The 16,855-nt window shown below is 37.7% G+C and carries 12 protein-coding genes and 1 other annotated feature; all 12 genes read left to right on the forward strand.

All coding sequences use genetic code 11. From position 1 onward, the window contains the following. Positions 1-131: 131 nt before the first annotated feature. Positions 132-1,580, forward strand: a complete 1,449-nt coding sequence (locus ACMGGO_RS05930; RefSeq protein WP_004226619.1) for an S-layer homology domain-containing protein — start codon at positions 132-134, stop codon at positions 1,578-1,580. 18 nt (positions 1,581-1,598) lie between these two features. Next, complete coding sequence (locus ACMGGO_RS05935; protein WP_103118504.1) at positions 1,599-4,517, forward strand: vWA domain-containing protein; 2,919 nt, start codon at positions 1,599-1,601, stop codon at positions 4,515-4,517. Between the two features lie 197 nt (positions 4,518-4,714). Beyond that, complete coding sequence (gene hemA, locus ACMGGO_RS05940; protein ID WP_048395129.1) at positions 4,715-6,079, forward strand: glutamyl-tRNA reductase; 1,365 nt, start codon at positions 4,715-4,717, stop codon at positions 6,077-6,079. A gap of 182 nt (positions 6,080-6,261) precedes the next feature. Beyond that, positions 6,262-7,089, forward strand: a complete 828-nt coding sequence (locus tag ACMGGO_RS05945) for a cytochrome C assembly family protein (RefSeq protein ID WP_004226624.1) — start codon at positions 6,262-6,264, stop codon at positions 7,087-7,089. 18 nt (positions 7,090-7,107) lie between these two features. Beyond that, entirely contained in the window at positions 7,108-8,040 is a 933-nt protein-coding gene (gene hemC, locus ACMGGO_RS05950; protein ID WP_112118090.1) for a hydroxymethylbilane synthase, read from the forward strand. After that, complete coding sequence (locus ACMGGO_RS05955) at positions 8,030-8,791, forward strand: uroporphyrinogen-III synthase (protein WP_420281663.1); 762 nt, start codon at positions 8,030-8,032, stop codon at positions 8,789-8,791. Before hemC ends, ACMGGO_RS05955 begins: the two co-directional genes overlap by 11 nt. Further along, entirely contained in the window at positions 8,788-9,768 is a 981-nt protein-coding gene (gene hemB, locus ACMGGO_RS05960; protein ID WP_048395134.1) for a porphobilinogen synthase, read from the forward strand. The genes ACMGGO_RS05955 and hemB overlap by 4 nt, the downstream gene beginning before the upstream one ends. After that, positions 9,769-11,061: a glutamate-1-semialdehyde 2,1-aminomutase gene (gene hemL / locus ACMGGO_RS05965; RefSeq protein WP_048395136.1), complete on the forward strand. Its 1,293-nt coding sequence runs from the start codon at positions 9,769-9,771 to the stop codon at positions 11,059-11,061. Positions 11,062-11,606: 545 nt separating this feature from the next. Then, positions 11,607-12,053, forward strand: coding sequence for a CoxG family protein (locus ACMGGO_RS05970; protein ID WP_048395138.1), 447 nt, complete (start codon positions 11,607-11,609; stop codon positions 12,051-12,053). Positions 12,054-12,218: 165 nt separating this feature from the next. Further along, positions 12,219-12,893: a valyl-tRNA synthetase gene (locus ACMGGO_RS05975; protein WP_175400699.1), complete on the forward strand. Its 675-nt coding sequence runs from the start codon at positions 12,219-12,221 to the stop codon at positions 12,891-12,893. A 273-nt stretch (positions 12,894-13,166) separates the two neighbouring features. Next, positions 13,167-13,424 (forward strand) — a binding site (T-box leader). Positions 13,425-13,504: 80 nt separating this feature from the next. Further along, on the forward strand, positions 13,505-16,150 hold the full coding sequence (locus tag ACMGGO_RS05980; RefSeq protein WP_048395142.1) for a valine--tRNA ligase: 2,646 nt from the start codon (positions 13,505-13,507) through the stop codon (positions 16,148-16,150). Positions 16,151-16,407: 257 nt separating this feature from the next. After that, positions 16,408-16,806 (forward strand): hypothetical protein, encoded by a 399-nt coding sequence (locus ACMGGO_RS05985; RefSeq protein ID WP_279495631.1) that lies wholly within the window; start codon positions 16,408-16,410, stop codon positions 16,804-16,806. The last annotated feature ends 49 nt before the right edge of the window (positions 16,807-16,855 follow it).

Raw genomic sequence — 16,855 nt, forward strand, 5'->3', positions numbered from 1 at the left:
TCGAAAGATGAAGAAGTTACTTCGAATAGGCTAAATTGTGTATATATTCGCAAGACGAGCAGATTTTTTAGTTGTATTAGAAACAAGCTTCATTATGCACGCAAATGCACAGTGAAAGAGAGGAAAAGCGAATGCAAAAAAAATTATCTAAAATAATGTTTCTAGTCCTTGCTGTCTTTTTGATTGGAACAACTATTCCATTCAATGCATCAGCCGCTTCATTAGAAACAACAGGTGCTGTAAAAAACGAATATACATATGAAGAAGCTGTGTTCCTTTCAGGGACACCTGTTATTTTTAAAGGAACAAGTAAAGATATTAAAATTGCTCAAAAAGAATCAAAAGGTAAATTAACTGAAACGTATAGCATGAAGTTAACAGCAAGCAATGGCGCAACATTGACAAGAAATATTGCCTATGAATCAGATGTAGTGGATTATGCAGTTCTTGGTCAAAAAACATCCAATGGTGAAGTGAAGAAATACACTGAAAAAATCACAATTGGCGCCATTACTTATTCCTTAGTCGATTATCAATTTTCACAAGGAACAGTTACTGATAATCGTGCAGCCTCTGATTATTACTCAGGAAATATTATTTCTAGAAAAACCTATGCTTTTGAAACAGGAAAAGGAAAAAATGCTGTTCAAAACACAGTAACAATTGAAACAGATAGTCGACATGCAGGCTATGAGAACTTCTGGGGTGCGACAGAAACTCAAATCACGGAATCTGTTTATTCTTATAGTGATGGTAAAACAAGTCATGTGAAAAATCGTTTATCTACAAGTAAATCACGTGTTTTAAATTATGAGGAAAATCTCGGTAGCTTAGGGAGTTTTGAAGGTGGATATGCAGTCGTAAGTGAAAAGGATGTTATTTCTGAATATACATACGACCTATCTTCAGGACAAAAAGGTACACTTGATTTAGATACAGAGTACATGCCGACAATTGAACGTCTTATCATTCCTAAATTCAGAGATTTAACAACCCATTATGCGAAAGAAGCAATTGAAAAACTTTATTCTCTAGGTATTTACTCAGATTCAAGTAACTTCTTTTCTCCTAATACACCAATGAAACGTATTGATTTTACGACGGCTATTGGTAAAGCGGTTGATTTACGTGTGTTTGAAGAAAAGAAATCAAAAAAGACACCTACTACAAGTGTTTTTAAAGACTTGAAGCGTTCTATCAAAGATTACGGTTATATTGAATCAGCGTTAAATAAAGGGATAATCAAAGGTGTATCAGCTGACTACTTTAAGCCAGATAATGCTATTAATCGCGCACAGGCTGCAACTATCTTTGTCCGTGCCTTAGGACTTGAAAATAGAGCACCTGATCCTGGTTACTTAACTAAATTTACAGATGACAAACAGATTCCAAATTATGCGAGAGATGGCATCTATATAGCGAATGAACTTGGCTTAATGATTGGTGATGCTGCTGGTCGTTTTAATCCAAATAAACCACTAACGCGTGCAGAGGCGTCAGTTGTTTTAGAACGATTCTTGAAATATTTAGAGGATGACTTAAAACAAAACTATCGTGATGACATATTGTTCTTTAACTAAAGAAAGGATGGAACAAAAATGACATATGTAAAAAAAGCATTGCTTGCTATGCTTTGCTTCATGCTTCTACTGATGACAGCTACACCTACTGTTACGCAAGCAGCTACAACAATTAGAGATGTTCCAACAAATAGCAATAATTATAAAGCTATTTCATGGGCGGTCGATAATGACCTGATGTCCTTAAATAGTGCAAGTAACTTTTTACCAAATGATCAAGTGACAGATCGCGATCTTGTTCTGATGTTTGCCAAACTAGATCGTAACTATGCTTTATCTTATATTGATAGTGTTGCTTATAATTTCTATAGTGATTTTTATTTACCATTTAATGGTACACATGTAAATACGAATCGAACAAAAGCTGTAACACGTGGCCAATTTGCCCAAATTTACGCGGCTTTTAAAGGCTTAGATTTAGATGAGCCACAGGCAGTTCAATATTTATATTCAAATGATTTATCTACAAGCTCTACAGGCAAAAACACTTTCGCTAGCTTTAATCCATCCACAAAACTAACACGGGGTGATGTTGCTGTATTTTTCTATCGTGCTGTTCAAAATAGCACTTTCGCAGTACAAGGATTAAAACGTAGTCCAGCTGGTCGTGATAATGATAGCATTACGTTACCACCTGGTTTTATGGGATCTAGTAGTGCTGATTTTGAAGAGCCAAAGGATAATTCAAATGATTTTACTGGACCAAATAATGTTAATAATGCATTGCAGAGTATCTTGGTGGAAAAGCCTGATTTAATTGCAAATAATGTGGATACAACACTAGTTACAGTTTCTTTAAAAGCTTGTAATGGTGATCCTATCGCTGATGATAAATCTTATTCATTCCGCGTGAAGGCATCCTACGGAAATATTGTTGATACTTCAGGTGAAGCAGTTGACATTGTCCAATCGGATGGTTCAACGGTATCTGCTATAGTGGTAGCACCAAAATTAACTAAATCAGTACGTGATACAATAACTTTTGAGCTGATTAATAATACGGATCCAGCAATGAAGTGTCTTGTTGGTGAGAAACTAAACGCAGAAGTGCGTTATGCACCACAGCCTGAATTGCGTATTGATTACCAAGTATACGACCCAGCAAATACAGATGATAATGGGAGCGTGATTCCTGAATTTCCAAAAAGTGAAGATATTCCAGAGTTCTTTACGCAAAACTTAATTGATGTTTATAGCCCAGTTCCTCTAAATGCTAATTCAGATAAAAAATTATTTAGTATTGGGCAGCAAACAAATGTGAAGGACGTTTTAGGGAATGTGCAAAACATCTATTTGCGTTACGGTGGATCTGATCCTAAATATCCGGCATTAGGTTATGAAAATGCTATTCTTCAATTTGAAAACTATGATATTTCTGTTCACTTATTTGAGGAACTTTTAAAGACACGTTTTGAGAACTCTGTTACAACGCCAGCTAAAACGGAAATAATGTATTTAATTGCTGACGATGGTCGTCCTATTTATCGCGTTCAGGGCATTGATGATGATATTGCCTCACAGGTAGAGAACATTAATCCAGTCGGCGCCATTATTCAGCTTATGAAAGAAATGCCAGACGAAAAAGATTTAACATTAGAACATTATGATAGTGTTATGAAGATTTATTCGATCTTCACTAACTTAAGTAACTATGACCGCACGGTATTATTAAAATACCAAGGCGGTAAATTACTTGGACAAGTAGAGGCGTTTAAAAAACGAGTAGAGGCCCTCAAGGAAAGTGCGGATGCTGCATCAAGACCATCAGGAAAAGATCGTTATACAAAAGTAATGGTGACTTTAGTGCGTCCTGGTGGAGAGCCTATTACAGATTATCAAGGGACAGTCAAAATTAAGTATGACGGAGTAGAAAAAACAGCTTCATTCATTACGAACACTTCTGATCCATTAAATAACACAGGGAATCCAGGTACTGCTGTAGCCTACTTTGATTCAGTTATATATGGCAAATCTAAAGTGGAAGCAAGACTTGTCAATCCAATAGACCCTCGCTATGCAACGTCCTTGAAGGGTTTAAAAGATAAAACAGTGACGAAAGATATTTTTACGAATCCATACTTCAGTAAAAACTCTTGTTCTTTAGCAACAGAAATTGCCTATGTAGTGGATTATTCTTCTTCCATGAAGGCTGTTGATCCAACAAATTATCGTGGGAAGAAAATGATTGAACTAATCAATCAATTAAAGGCTAAAAATAACATAGTCATTGAAACCAATACAAAAGCGACAGTACTTGGAGAAGGTACAACAGAAAATGTGTTGAAAAAAGATCTTTATAAAGCATCGAAAGATAAGGGTGCAACCGATATTTTTGCAGGCATCGATATTGCTTTAACAAAATTCTCGAACGATTCGAAAACATCCAAAGCTATTGTCGTTGTATCTGATGGTAAAACGAGTAAATCAAAAATGACAAAAGTTATAAATGAAGCGAAAAAGCAAGGTGTCAAAGTATACACAGTAAGTATGGGCAAAAAATCACAAGTAAATGACGCTACTTTAATGCAATTATCTTCAGAAACGGGCGGAACGTACTTCCATGCAATTGATAATTTGCAATTGCATCAAGTCTTCCAGAAGTTAATTGATACAATTTTATGTAAAACGCAAGCTTCAAGCTGTATCAACCCAGAAGATTTATTTGAAGAGACAAGTGTTTCGCTACGAAAAGGTTATATTACAATGAGTGCTCGAGTTGATGGTAACTGTCAAAACGTTGCGAAGATGAATGTACGTTTTAATTCAATCAGTGGAGATGTCCAGTTTGATTTGCAAAAGCGTAGTGATCAAGTGTATATGTTAACAAAAACTGTTCAAACTATGCAGGACTTTAAAGTCAATGATGAGATTGAGTTTATAGCATACGATAAAGATGGAAATATGATTGCAATAAAGACTGTTACAATAACAAATTAATGAGAAAACTGCCTCCGATAATGGGGGCAGTTTTTTAATTTGAAACAACACGTATAATTTGTTACACTTAGTTTATAATAATTCTAATGTAGATGACGAATTGCAGTTCTTCATGACATGTTCACAAATTATTGATGAACTCTTGTCGAACTGTGCTATAATGAGATTTGTGAATTAGAACGTGTGAGGTGTTATTCATGCATACCATCGTAGTAGGCTTGAATTATAAAACAGCGCCTGTTGAAATACGTGAGAAGTTATCATTCATTGAGAGTGAACTGCCACAAGCAATGGAAGCGCTGCAAAAGCAAAAAAGTATATTAGAGAACGTAATTGTTTCGACATGTAATCGTACAGAAATATATGCTGTTGTGGATCAATTGCATACTGGACGTCATTTTGTGAAACAATTTTTAGCCAACTGGTTTGATTTGCCTGTGGAGACATTTTCTTCGTATTTAACGATTCGTGAAGAAGATGAGGCAGTCGAACATTTATTTAAAGTGACAGCTGGAATCGATTCAATGGTTCTAGGTGAAACACAAATTTTAGGGCAAGTAAAAAAAAGCTTTTTAAGTGGACAAGAGATTGGCACAACAGGAACGGTATACAATCAGCTATTTAAACAAGCAGTAACATTTGCAAAGCGTGCTCATAATGAAACAGCGATTGGTGAGAATGCGGTATCCGTTTCCTATGCGGCCGTAGAATTAGCAAAGAAAATTTTTGGCTCATTACAACGCAAGCATGTAGCTATTTTAGGTGCAGGAAAAATGGGGGAACTTGCAATTGAGAACCTTTACGGTAGTGGTGTAGGGAAAGTTACTGTCATTAACCGTACATTTGAAAAAGCAGAAAGCTTAGCAGCTAAATTCCATGGTGAAGCTAAATCAATGAAGGAATTACAATGTTCTTTGTTAGAAGCGGATATTTTAATTACTTCAACAGGTGCTACTGATTATGTTATTGATTACGAGCTAATGCAATTTGTGGAACGTTTACGTAAAGGAAAACCATTATTCATGGTAGATATAGCGGTTCCTCGTGATATTGACCCACGAGTTGGCGACCTACCAAATGTATTCCTATATGATATTGATGATTTACAAGGTATTGTCGAAGCGAACTTAGCAGAGCGTGAACGTGCTGCTGCTGATATTACTAATATGATTGGCGAAGAAGTTGTGCAATTTAAAGACTGGGTAGCTACTCTTGGGGTAGTGCCAGTCATCTCAGCATTACGTAAAAAAGCAAATCGTATTCAACAAGAGACTATGACAAGTATCGAAAATAAAATGCCAGATTTAACGGAACGTGAACGTAAAATTTTAAGCAAACATACAAAATCTATTATCAATCAATTGTTAAAAGAGCCAATCTTGCAAGCTAAAGAAATGGCTAATTCTCCAAAAGCAAATGAACAGTTACGTTTATTCCAACAAATTTTTGGTATAGAGGATGCTGTGGAAGCTGAAGTTCATGAGATGACAAAGCAAGAGCTTGAGCGCAAAGAACGCGCACAGGTATCTCAGACTTCTACTGAACCAAAGTACTCTTTCTAAATTATCTATTGCGCTCACGTAGAAAGCTGTGATTGTACATGGGTGTTACGCGCAATTGGATTTTCTACTGATATTACATGAGGCGTTTTCGTATCTGTATGGTAAACTAAGGATACGAAAACGTTTTTTTGTTTTCTATGCTAAAATAGTTTATTAATTTCACGACAAAGAAGGGATGTCTATTGGCTGATTTGACCATGACGAGGCTCTATGAAGTGATGATCGTCTTGTATGCGATCAGTCTAGTTTTTTACTTTACTGATTATTTTTATAAGCAAGTACGTGCAAGACGCATTGCTTTTTGGCTTGTTTCATTTGTATGGATGATTCAAAGTGCCATTATCATTTTAACGTTTGTGGAAACGAAGCGTTTTCCGATTTTATCCTTGTCTGAGGGAATACTTTTTTATTCCTGGTTACTCGTGACGTTATCCATTATCCTTCATTGCATAGCAAGGGTGGATTTACCTGTGTTTATTATTAATATACTAGGATTTTTATTCGCTAGTATATTTACTTTTATGCCGAAACGTCCTACAGGAGCTGTCGGGGATACTTTAATTTCAGAGATGCTTTTTATTCATATATCATTTGCAATATTGTCTTATGCAGCGTTTACATTAACATTTGTGTTTGCCATTTTGTATCTCGTTCTATATCGATTGCTGAAAAAGAAAAAGTGGTCGCATTTATGGACTAGATTGCCTTCCTTGCAGCAGACAAGCAGCTGGATGAATATTTCATTTTTCATTGGAATTCCGATGTTATTTATAAGTTTAATATTAGGGTTTGAATGGGCACTATTAACATTAGAGAGTCTTTCGATTTTCGATGCGAAAATCATAGGGTCCTTCATTATTTTAATTTTGTATTGTTTTATCCTATATGTGAATCGCAAAAGCAAGCTGACAGGTACAACTTATGCATGGGTACATATTTATGCCTATCTATTAGTTGTTGTAAACTTCTTCTTAGGTAGTAGTTTATCGCGATTCCATTTATGGTATTAGAAGAAAGGTTGGAGACTGTTGAGAAAAATTATTGTAGGTTCTAGGAGAAGTAAATTAGCGCTAACGCAAACAAATTGGTTCATTAATGAATTAAAAGCGGCTGGTGCACCATTCGAATTTGAAGTAAAAGAGATTGTAACAAAAGGTGACCAAATTTTAGATGTACAGCTTTCAAAAGTAGGTGGGAAAGGGTTGTTTGTAAAAGAAATTGAACAAGCCCTTTACGATAAAGAAATTGACTTTGCTGTTCATTCTATGAAAGATATGCCTGCTGTATTGCCAGATGGGCTAGTGATTGGTTGTATTCCACCACGTGAAGATGCTCGTGATGCATTTATTTCGAAAGGGCATGTTAAATTTGCTGACCTTCCTGCGGGAGCAATCGTTGGGACAAGTTCTTTACGTCGTAGTGCTCAGCTTTTAACAGTACGTCCTGATATCGAAATTAAATGGATTCGTGGAAATGTTGATACACGCTTAGCTAAGCTTGAAACAGAAGAATATGATGCCATTATTTTAGCAGCGGCTGGTTTGAAACGCCTTGGGTGGAGTGATGATGTAGTCACTGAGTTTTTACCTGTCGAACAATGTCTACCAGCTGTAGCGCAAGGTTCTCTTGGCATTGAATGTCGTGCCGATGATGCGGAGCTTTTAGCCGAATTAGGTAAGTTGACTGATTCATTCACTTGGCAAGAAGCACATGCAGAACGTGCATTTTTAGCTGCAATGGATGGTGGTTGTCAAGTTCCGATTGCTGGTTATGCCACTTCAAATGGGGAAGAAATTACATTAACAGGCCTTGTTGCTGCTCCAGATGCATCTGTTGTGTATAAGGAAACAGTAGTTGGCACAGATGCACAAAAAATTGGAGAAGAACTAGCTGCTAGTTTAACAAAACAGGGAGCTTTCGATTTAATTCAGCGTGTAAAGGCAGAGCAAGATGCCCAGTAATTTACCTCTAAAGGGTAAAACCATACTTTTAACAGGCACATCTAAGACAACAACCATTGTCGAAAATATAACAGCTTTAGGTGGACATGCCATCGTAGCCCCATTAATTGAAACTTGTGAACGATTAGATAGCAAGGATCCTGAACTATTGAACCGCGCTAAGCAATATGATTGGTTGATTTTTACTAGTCAAAATGCTGTAGAAGCTTTTGCTAGTAAAATGCTTCGACATCAATTTAATGCAAGTCATTTCAAAGGAAAAATAGCTTCCATTGGAACTAAAACAACAACAGCATTAGAAAATTTAGGATTTCAAGTGAGCTTTATGCCTTCCATATTTAGTGCTGATATTTTCGTTAAAGAATTTCCGAGTGTAGCGGGTGATCAACCGAAATGTCTGTTTATTCGAGGAGAAAAGGCGAAAAGTACGCTGAAGGATGGATTGCCTTTTGAATTAAAAGAATGGACAGTCTATGAAACGATAGAACGACATGATCAAACATCTGTTATTGTCAGTTGCATCCAGCAATATCAAAATGTTACAGTGATTTTTGCTAGTCCTTCAGCAGTTGACGTGTATGCAATGGAAGTTGTTCCACATATTGGCTGGGAAGCAGCTCGCATTGCAGCCATCGGCCATATTACGGAAGCAGCTCTTGAACAATACGGTGCTACTGTGGATATTATGCCAAGCGTTTATACAATGCAAGCAGTCATCGAAGAAATTATGAAAGTAGGGGACAAATCATGACAAAACTACAATTTCAAAGACACCGTCGTTTGCGTGCCAATGCAACGATGAGATCAATGGTAAAAGAAACATACTTACATAAAGAGGACCTGATCTATCCTATTTTTGTAATAGAAGGCGAAAATATTAAAAATGAAGTACATTCAATGCCTGGCGTTTTTCAATTTTCATTAGATAAACTAGAGGCAGAGGTGGATGAGGTTGTAGCATTAGGTATTCCTGCAGTTATTTTATTTGGCTTGCCAGCTGAAAAGGATGCGGTTGGAACAGGTGCATTTCATGATCATGGCATTGTGCAAGAAGCGACTCGACTCATTAAAACACGTCATCCTGAGTTGTTAGTCATCGCGGATACATGCTTATGTGAATTTACGGATCATGGACATTGTGGCTTAATTGAGGGCGATCAAATTTTGAATGATCCTTCATTAGATGTTTTAGCTCGCACGGCGATATCACAAGCAAAAGCTGGCGCTGATATCATTGCTCCATCAAATATGATGGATGGCTTTGTAACGGCAATTCGCGCTGGTCTGGATGAAGCTGGTTTTGAACATATCCCGATTATGTCCTATGCAGTCAAATATGCATCCAGTTACTATGGACCTTTCCGTGATGCTGCAGATGGTGCTCCGCAATTTGGTGATCGTAAATCCTACCAAATGGATCCATCAAATCGTCTAGAGGCATTCCGTGAAGCAGAGTCAGATATCGAAGAGGGCGCAGATTTCCTAATTGTCAAGCCTGCCCTTAGCTATTTAGATATTATTCGAGACATGAAAAATAACTATCCATTACCGCTTGTTGCGTATAACGTTTCAGGTGAATATGCAATGATTAAAGCGGCTGCTATAAATGGTTGGATTGAAGAGAAAAAAGTTGTGCTTGAAACATTATTAGGCATGAAACGTGCAGGCTCTGATTTAATCATTACGTATCATGCAAAAGATGCTGCACGTTGGTTGGAGGAGAAATAAATGACACGTTCTTACGAAAAATCAAAACAAGCCTATGCTGAAGCTGTTCAATTAATGCCGGGCGGTGTAAGTAGCCCAGTACGTGCATTTAAATCAGTAAATATGGACCCGATTTTCATGGAATCTGGCCATGGGGCAATCATTAAAGACATTGATGGCAATGAATATATTGATTATGTATTGTCTTGGGGTCCGTTAATTTTAGGACATACACATCCAGAGGTAGTGAAAGCAATTGCAGATACAGCTGCGAAGGGTTCTTCCTTCGGTGCTCCAAGCTATACAGAAAATCGCTTAGCTCAATTAGTATTAGACCGTTTACCAGGAATGGAAATGATTCGCTTTGTTTCTTCTGGAACAGAGGCTACTATGTCTGCATTACGTGTAGCACGTGGTGTGACAGGACGTGATAAGATCTTAAAGTTTGAAGGGTCTTATCATGGTCACGGTGACTCCTTATTGATTAAAGCTGGTTCTGGTGTTGCCACATTAGGCCTACCTGATAGCCCTGGCGTACCTGCAGATATCGCCCGCAATACGTTGACAGTTGCCTATAATGATTTAGAAGGGGCAAAAGTGATTTTTGAGAAATTTGGCACAGAGTTAGCTGCAGTCATTGTGGAGCCAGTAGCAGGAAATATGGGTGTTGTACCTCCACAACCAGGTTTCTTAGAAGGTTTGCGTGCACTTACTTCAGAGCACGGTGCATTATTAATCTTTGACGAAGTCATGACAGGTTTCCGCGTAGATTATGGCTGTGCACAAGGGTATTTTGGGGTAACGCCTGATATGACTACTTTAGGTAAAGTCATCGGAGGTGGTCTCCCTGTAGGCGCATTCGCTGGGAAAAAAGAAATTATGGAGCAAGTAGCACCAGCTGGACCAATTTATCAAGCAGGAACATTATCGGGGAATCCGTTAGCGATGACAGCTGGTTATGAAACGTTATCCCGTTTAGACCATGGTACGTATGATTACTTTAAAAAATTAGGGGATCAGCTTGAGGCTGGTTTCCGTGAAGCAGCAACTAAATATAATATCCCGCACACTGTTAATCGTGCAGGCTCTATGATTGGCTTCTTCTTCACGAATGAAGATGTCATTGATTTTGCTTCTGCTAAAACATCAGATTTACAATTATTCGCTGAATATTTCCGTCTAATGGCAGAGGAAGGTATTTTCTTACCTCCTTCTCAATTCGAGGGACTATTCATCTCAACAGCTCACACGGAAGAGCACATTGCGACAACAGTGGCAGCATTCCATAAAGTATTTGCGCAATTAGCGCAATAAAATTTGATAGAGCATGCTAGAATTATTTCTAGCATGCTCTTCTGCTGTTGAAAACAAAACCATCACTAGAATTTTTGCGAAAGGTGAAAATGGTTTCCGTTGTAGGCTACTTGCTTTCCTGTGGCTCACCTCTTTAGCTATCCCAAGGGATTCAAGCACCTTCCACTTCACCCCATAAAAATGATTCTTAATAGCAAGGTTTTCAAATAAAGTAAAAGTGTTCACTACTCATTTTATGTAGAGGTGTTGTCACTCACGAACGCCCCCCTGGAAAGGATGCTAGCGGAACGGAATAAACCCTCGCTTTGTAAAATTGCTTTATATCCCATTGACATTACCTTTTTTAATGGATTAAGCAGAAGGCATTATAGTGCTTGAGGAATACATGAGTAAAAAGGAACAATAGCATATATTTACTAGTAAGTAAGCTCAACTATACTGGATGAAGGACCTGCTTTTGTCAAAATTACATCTTTCAGCATAGCCAAATTGTGGGCGATATCGTTTATAATATAGCTATTCATAAAAGAAAGTAGTGAATTGATATGGCAACAGGCACACACACGGTCGAAGTACCCGTAGGGATTGAACATGTATGGGATTTCGTTAGTGATATGGAAAAATGGGCAAAGCTTGTCCCTGGTTATAATGCACATGAAATGATTGATGAGAAACACTCCACTTGGACTTTTAAAGGCAATGTTGGCGTTTTGAAAAAAACAGTTGAAGTAGAAATTACAATCTTAGAATGGATAGCACCATCAAAAGTTACATTTGAATTAAAGGGGCTTTCTGATAACTTCACAGGAAATGGCTATTTCCTCGCAGAAAGTATCGACGCTGAAAATACTAAAATGACAGGATTCTTAGAAGTCATTGCAGGCGGGTTAGCTGGCCCTGTTCTCAATCCAATTTTTAAACCGATCGTACCAAAGGCAACACAAATGCTAACAGATCGTGTAGCTAATAAAATTAAATTAGTAAATGTTTAATGAACATCCATGGGAATGGCATGCTAGACTATTACTTCTAGCATGCCATTTTTTTAGTAGTATCTATTTTTAACTCTGTTCAAATGGCAACATCCTAGCATACTATCCTTCAAATCGTCATATGATGCAAAGGGAGGGATTATTATCGAACACAAAACTTGGAATATGCGCGAAACATTTTGTTTTCCTGGATATGGCTGCCCAACTGAAATAGCAGCTGTTCAAATTAAGCCACAGTGGCAGGCAATGCAGTTAGAGGATTCTTTGCGACTTATGGGCATCTATCATATCACCGCACACGTTCGCTTTGATTTTCAAGATATGCAAGCATTTGCGGAAAATGAAGATTTAATTACAATTGATGCCCTTGATATTCAAGGAGATACTGGTTATTTTGAGTATGCCGTTCCTTTACATGTGGATTTACCAAAAGAATCAGATGTCAAAGATTTAATGGTCAAGGATATTCGCCCTAGTCTAACAAATCAGATGTGTCAGCTTGAGTGGACAGTCACAAGTGCTTTCAATGAATATGAACCTGTTGTTGAAAAAGATGTGTTAGACAATCCGCACCTATCAACACATGCTTTCGAACAAGAGGAGACATTGGCTGCAATTGAAGAAAGTGTTCAAGTGAAACAACCTGCCGCAGTAGCAGCAGCTTCACGCCAAGAGAATTCTACAACAGTTGACCAAAAAGCTGTATTAAGAGAATCCTCAAGCCATATTGTTGTACGCGAATCCAGTACTTGGCATGAAGTGCCTTCTATGATTTGGGATCTAACAGAAGAATATACACCGCTTAAAGTTCGTGTTTCAAATGATGTCTTTCAAAAGTAAATAGCAGAGAAGAAGCAGGAGTAATAAGAAGACTAAATCACCTGATGTTGGCACAATAATGACACGGATAAACTGAAAAGCACAAATCGGCACGATGATGGTTCTGCAATAAAAACGAACTTGTCGTAGCCAAGGTGGTAAAAGCCAAGGGTTATACTTGCGTCGTCGCATTTGAATTGTCACTTCCTTTTCTATTTACTTTCCTCTTACTAAAAGATGACTAAATCACTTGAAAAATGACACGATCCTGCGGTACAATAAGGAAAATCAAATACAGATGCTATGATAGGGAAGAGTAAATTTTGACTACATTTTCAGAGAGGAAACGGTAGCTGAGAAGTTTCTATTTGTACGAAATTGAAGGTAGCCCTTGAGCAGCTTTAGTGAACTAATAGTAGTTAAAGCCGGTTAAACACCGTTACCGAATTGAGAGCCAGTAGAATAGGCTGAGAAAATATGTTATTTAATATTTATCTTAACCCTGCTGGAATTAAAGGTGGTACCGCGAACTAAAACTCCTTCGTCCTTTTAGACGAGAGGAGTTTTTTTATTGGGTAAAAAATAAATAGTATTTCTTTACCAACAGTTTTCAAACAATAGGAGGAGTCAATATGACAGAAAACATTTCAATGCCAACTAAATATGACCCACAGTCCATTGAAGCTGGTCGCTATGAATGGTGGTTACAAGGGAAGTTCTTCGAGGCACAGCCTGAAAGTGGGAAAAAGCCCTATTCAATCGTTATTCCACCACCGAACGTAACAGGTAAATTACACCTTGGTCATGCTTGGGATACAACATTGCAAGATATTCTCATTCGTATGAAACGCATGCAAGGCTATGATGCCCTATGGTTGCCAGGTATGGACCATGCTGGTATAGCAACACAGGCAAAAGTAGAAGCCAAGCTGCGTGAGGATAATATTACACGTTATGATTTAGGACGTGAAAAATTCCTCGAAAAAACATGGGAATGGAAAGAAGAGTATGCTGGACATATTCGTGATCAATGGGCAAAGCTTGGTCTTGGATTAGATTATACACGTGAACGTTTCACATTAGACAAAGGTCTTTCAGATGCCGTAAAAACAGTTTTTGTTCAGTTATATGAAAAAGGTTTAATTTATCGTGGTGAACGTATTATCAACTGGGACCCAGCAGCAAAAACAGCATTATCTGATATCGAGGTAATTTATCAGGATGTGCAAGGTGCCTTCTATCATATGAAATATCCATTAGCTGATGGCTCTGGCTATGTAGAAGTTGCTACAACACGTCCCGAAACCATGCTTGGTGACTCTGGGGTAGCTGTTCACCCGAACGATGAGCGTTACCAGCACTTAATTGGTAAAAACGTTATTTTACCGATTGTAGGTCGCGAAATTCCAATTGTTGCTGATGAGTACGTTGATATGGAATTTGGTACTGGGGTTGTAAAAATGACACCAGCCCATGATCCGAACGACTTTGAAGTTGGTAATCGTCATAATCTAGAGCGCATTCTAGTAATGAATGAAGACGGCACAATGAATGATCTTGCTGGCAAATATAAAGGAATGGATCGCTTCGAATGCCGCAAGCAAATTGTTGCTGATTTACAAGAAGCAGGTGTGTTAATTCGCATTGAAGAGCATATGCATTCAGTAGGACACTCTGAACGTTCTGGTGCTGTTGTTGAGCCATATCTTTCAGCACAATGGTTCGTTAAAATGCAACCACTTGCTGATGCTTCCCTAGAGCTGCAAAAGGACGAAGAAGGGAAAGTAAACTTTGTTCCTGCTCGTTTTGAAAACACATATTCCCGCTGGATGGAGAATATACGCGATTGGTGTATTTCTCGTCAATTATGGTGGGGCCATCAAATCCCAGCCTGGTACCATAATGAAACAGGCGAAATATACGTAGGTAAAGAAGCCCCAGCAGATGCAGAAAACTGGACGCAAGATGAAGATGTACTAGATACATGGTTCTCTTCAGCACTATGGCCGTTTTCTACTATGGGTTGGCCAGATGAAGCAAATGAAGAATATAAACGTTACTATCCAACAAATACATTAGTAACAGGCTATGATATTATTTTCTTCTGGGTTTCTCGAATGATTTTCCAAGGCCTTGAGTTTACAGATCAACGTCCATTTAAAGATGTGCTAATTCATGGTTTAGTACGTGATGGTGAAGGGCGTAAAATGAGTAAATCACTTGGCAATGGTGTTGATCCAATGGATGTCATTGAACAATACGGTGCAGATTCATTACGCTACTTCTTAGCTACTGGTTCATCACCTGGTCAAGATTTACGCTATACAACTGAAAAAGTTGAAGCAGTATGGAACTTTGCCAATAAGATTTGGAATGCATCACGTTTTGCGCTTATGAATATGGATGGTATGACATATGATGAGATCGATTTAACTGGTGAAAAATCTGTAGCTGACAAATGGATTTTAACGCGCTTAAATGAAACGATTGAACGAGTAACCTCTCTTGCAGAGCGTTATGAATTCGGCGAAGTTGGCCGTGAATTATACAATTTCATTTGGGATGATTTCTGTTCTTGGTATATTGAAATGGCAAAATTACCACTTTACGGTGAGGATGAAGCAGCTAAAAAGACAACTCGATCTATTTTAGCTTACGTACTAGATCAAACAATGCGTCTTTTACATCCATTTATGCCTTTCATTACAGAAGAAATCTGGCAGCACTTACCACACGAAGGTGAATCTATTACAGTGGCAGCATGGCCAACAGTACGCACAGATCTTCATTTTGCTGATGAAGCAGATAATATGAAGCTCCTAATGGATATTATACGTTCAGTACGTAATATTCGTGCGGAAGTAAATACACCGATGAGCAAAAAAGTACCGTTGTTTATTTCAGCGAAAGATGCAGCAACAGCAGCTGTACTTAAAGATAATCAAGCATATCTAGAAAAATTCTGTAATCCTGACACTTTAACAATTGGTGAAGGTTTAGAGGCCCCAGGACAGTCAATGACCGCTGTTGTGACAGGAGCACAGGTATTCCTGCCTCTTGTTGGACTGATCAATCTTGAGGAAGAAATTGCCCGTCTTGAAAAAGAATTAGAGAAATGGGCAAAAGAAGTAAAGCTTGTTACAGGTAAATTATCGAATGAGAAGTTTGTCTCGAAAGCACCGGAAGCGTTAGTCAACGCAGAACGTGAGAAATTAGCAGATTACGAAAGCAAGCATGCAGTTGTGTTAAAACGTTTAGAAGAATTAAAAAATATGTAAAGACGAAGCAATGGATGACGAAAAAGTCATCCATTGCTTTTTTTATGTAGAGCTAAAGATATACATTGAATTAGGAAAAAATATATAGTATTATTTTAAATAAATTGGTCTAATAGATGATGTGCAGCGCTGAACTAATAGGAAACAAAACCTAATTTCATGTTATTTAGCCGTGAAAAACCAAATCTAAATAGATGGTTTTTTAGATAGACAGTCTTTATTAGTAAAGAAAATAAGAGCCAATGGAGGTGTTGAGAATGTCAGGAAATATTGCAACCATTATTACAAAAGTCAACAAAGCATGTGATGAATTAGACTTTGTAAGCGCGAGAGTATTGATCGAAACGAATCTCTTAAAATTATCCGAAGCAAAGTATTATCGTTTATTGAATACAAGTGGCCGTGTCCTGATTAAGCACATATTAGCAAATAGTAATCCCCAACAGGATAGCACTAAATTATCACGAACAGATTTATTAACGATCCAAAAAATTAATGAATATTGCTCAGATTTTGATATATCGATGCTAAAAAGAACGTTAAAAAATGCTTTTGACTTAGTGCAACGCCCAGATGTTCATCCATTATTAAATAGTGATGCAAAAACCATTTTAAATAATATGGGTGCTTTATTATGTGCTCACAAAGTACACTAAAATAATATTAATACGAACACGCAGTTGCTAGCTGCGTGTTTTTTGTATT

Source organism: Lysinibacillus sp. BNK-21 (assembly GCF_048684915.1).
Classification (GTDB): Bacteria; Bacillota; Bacilli; order Bacillales_A; family Planococcaceae; genus Lysinibacillus; species Lysinibacillus capsici.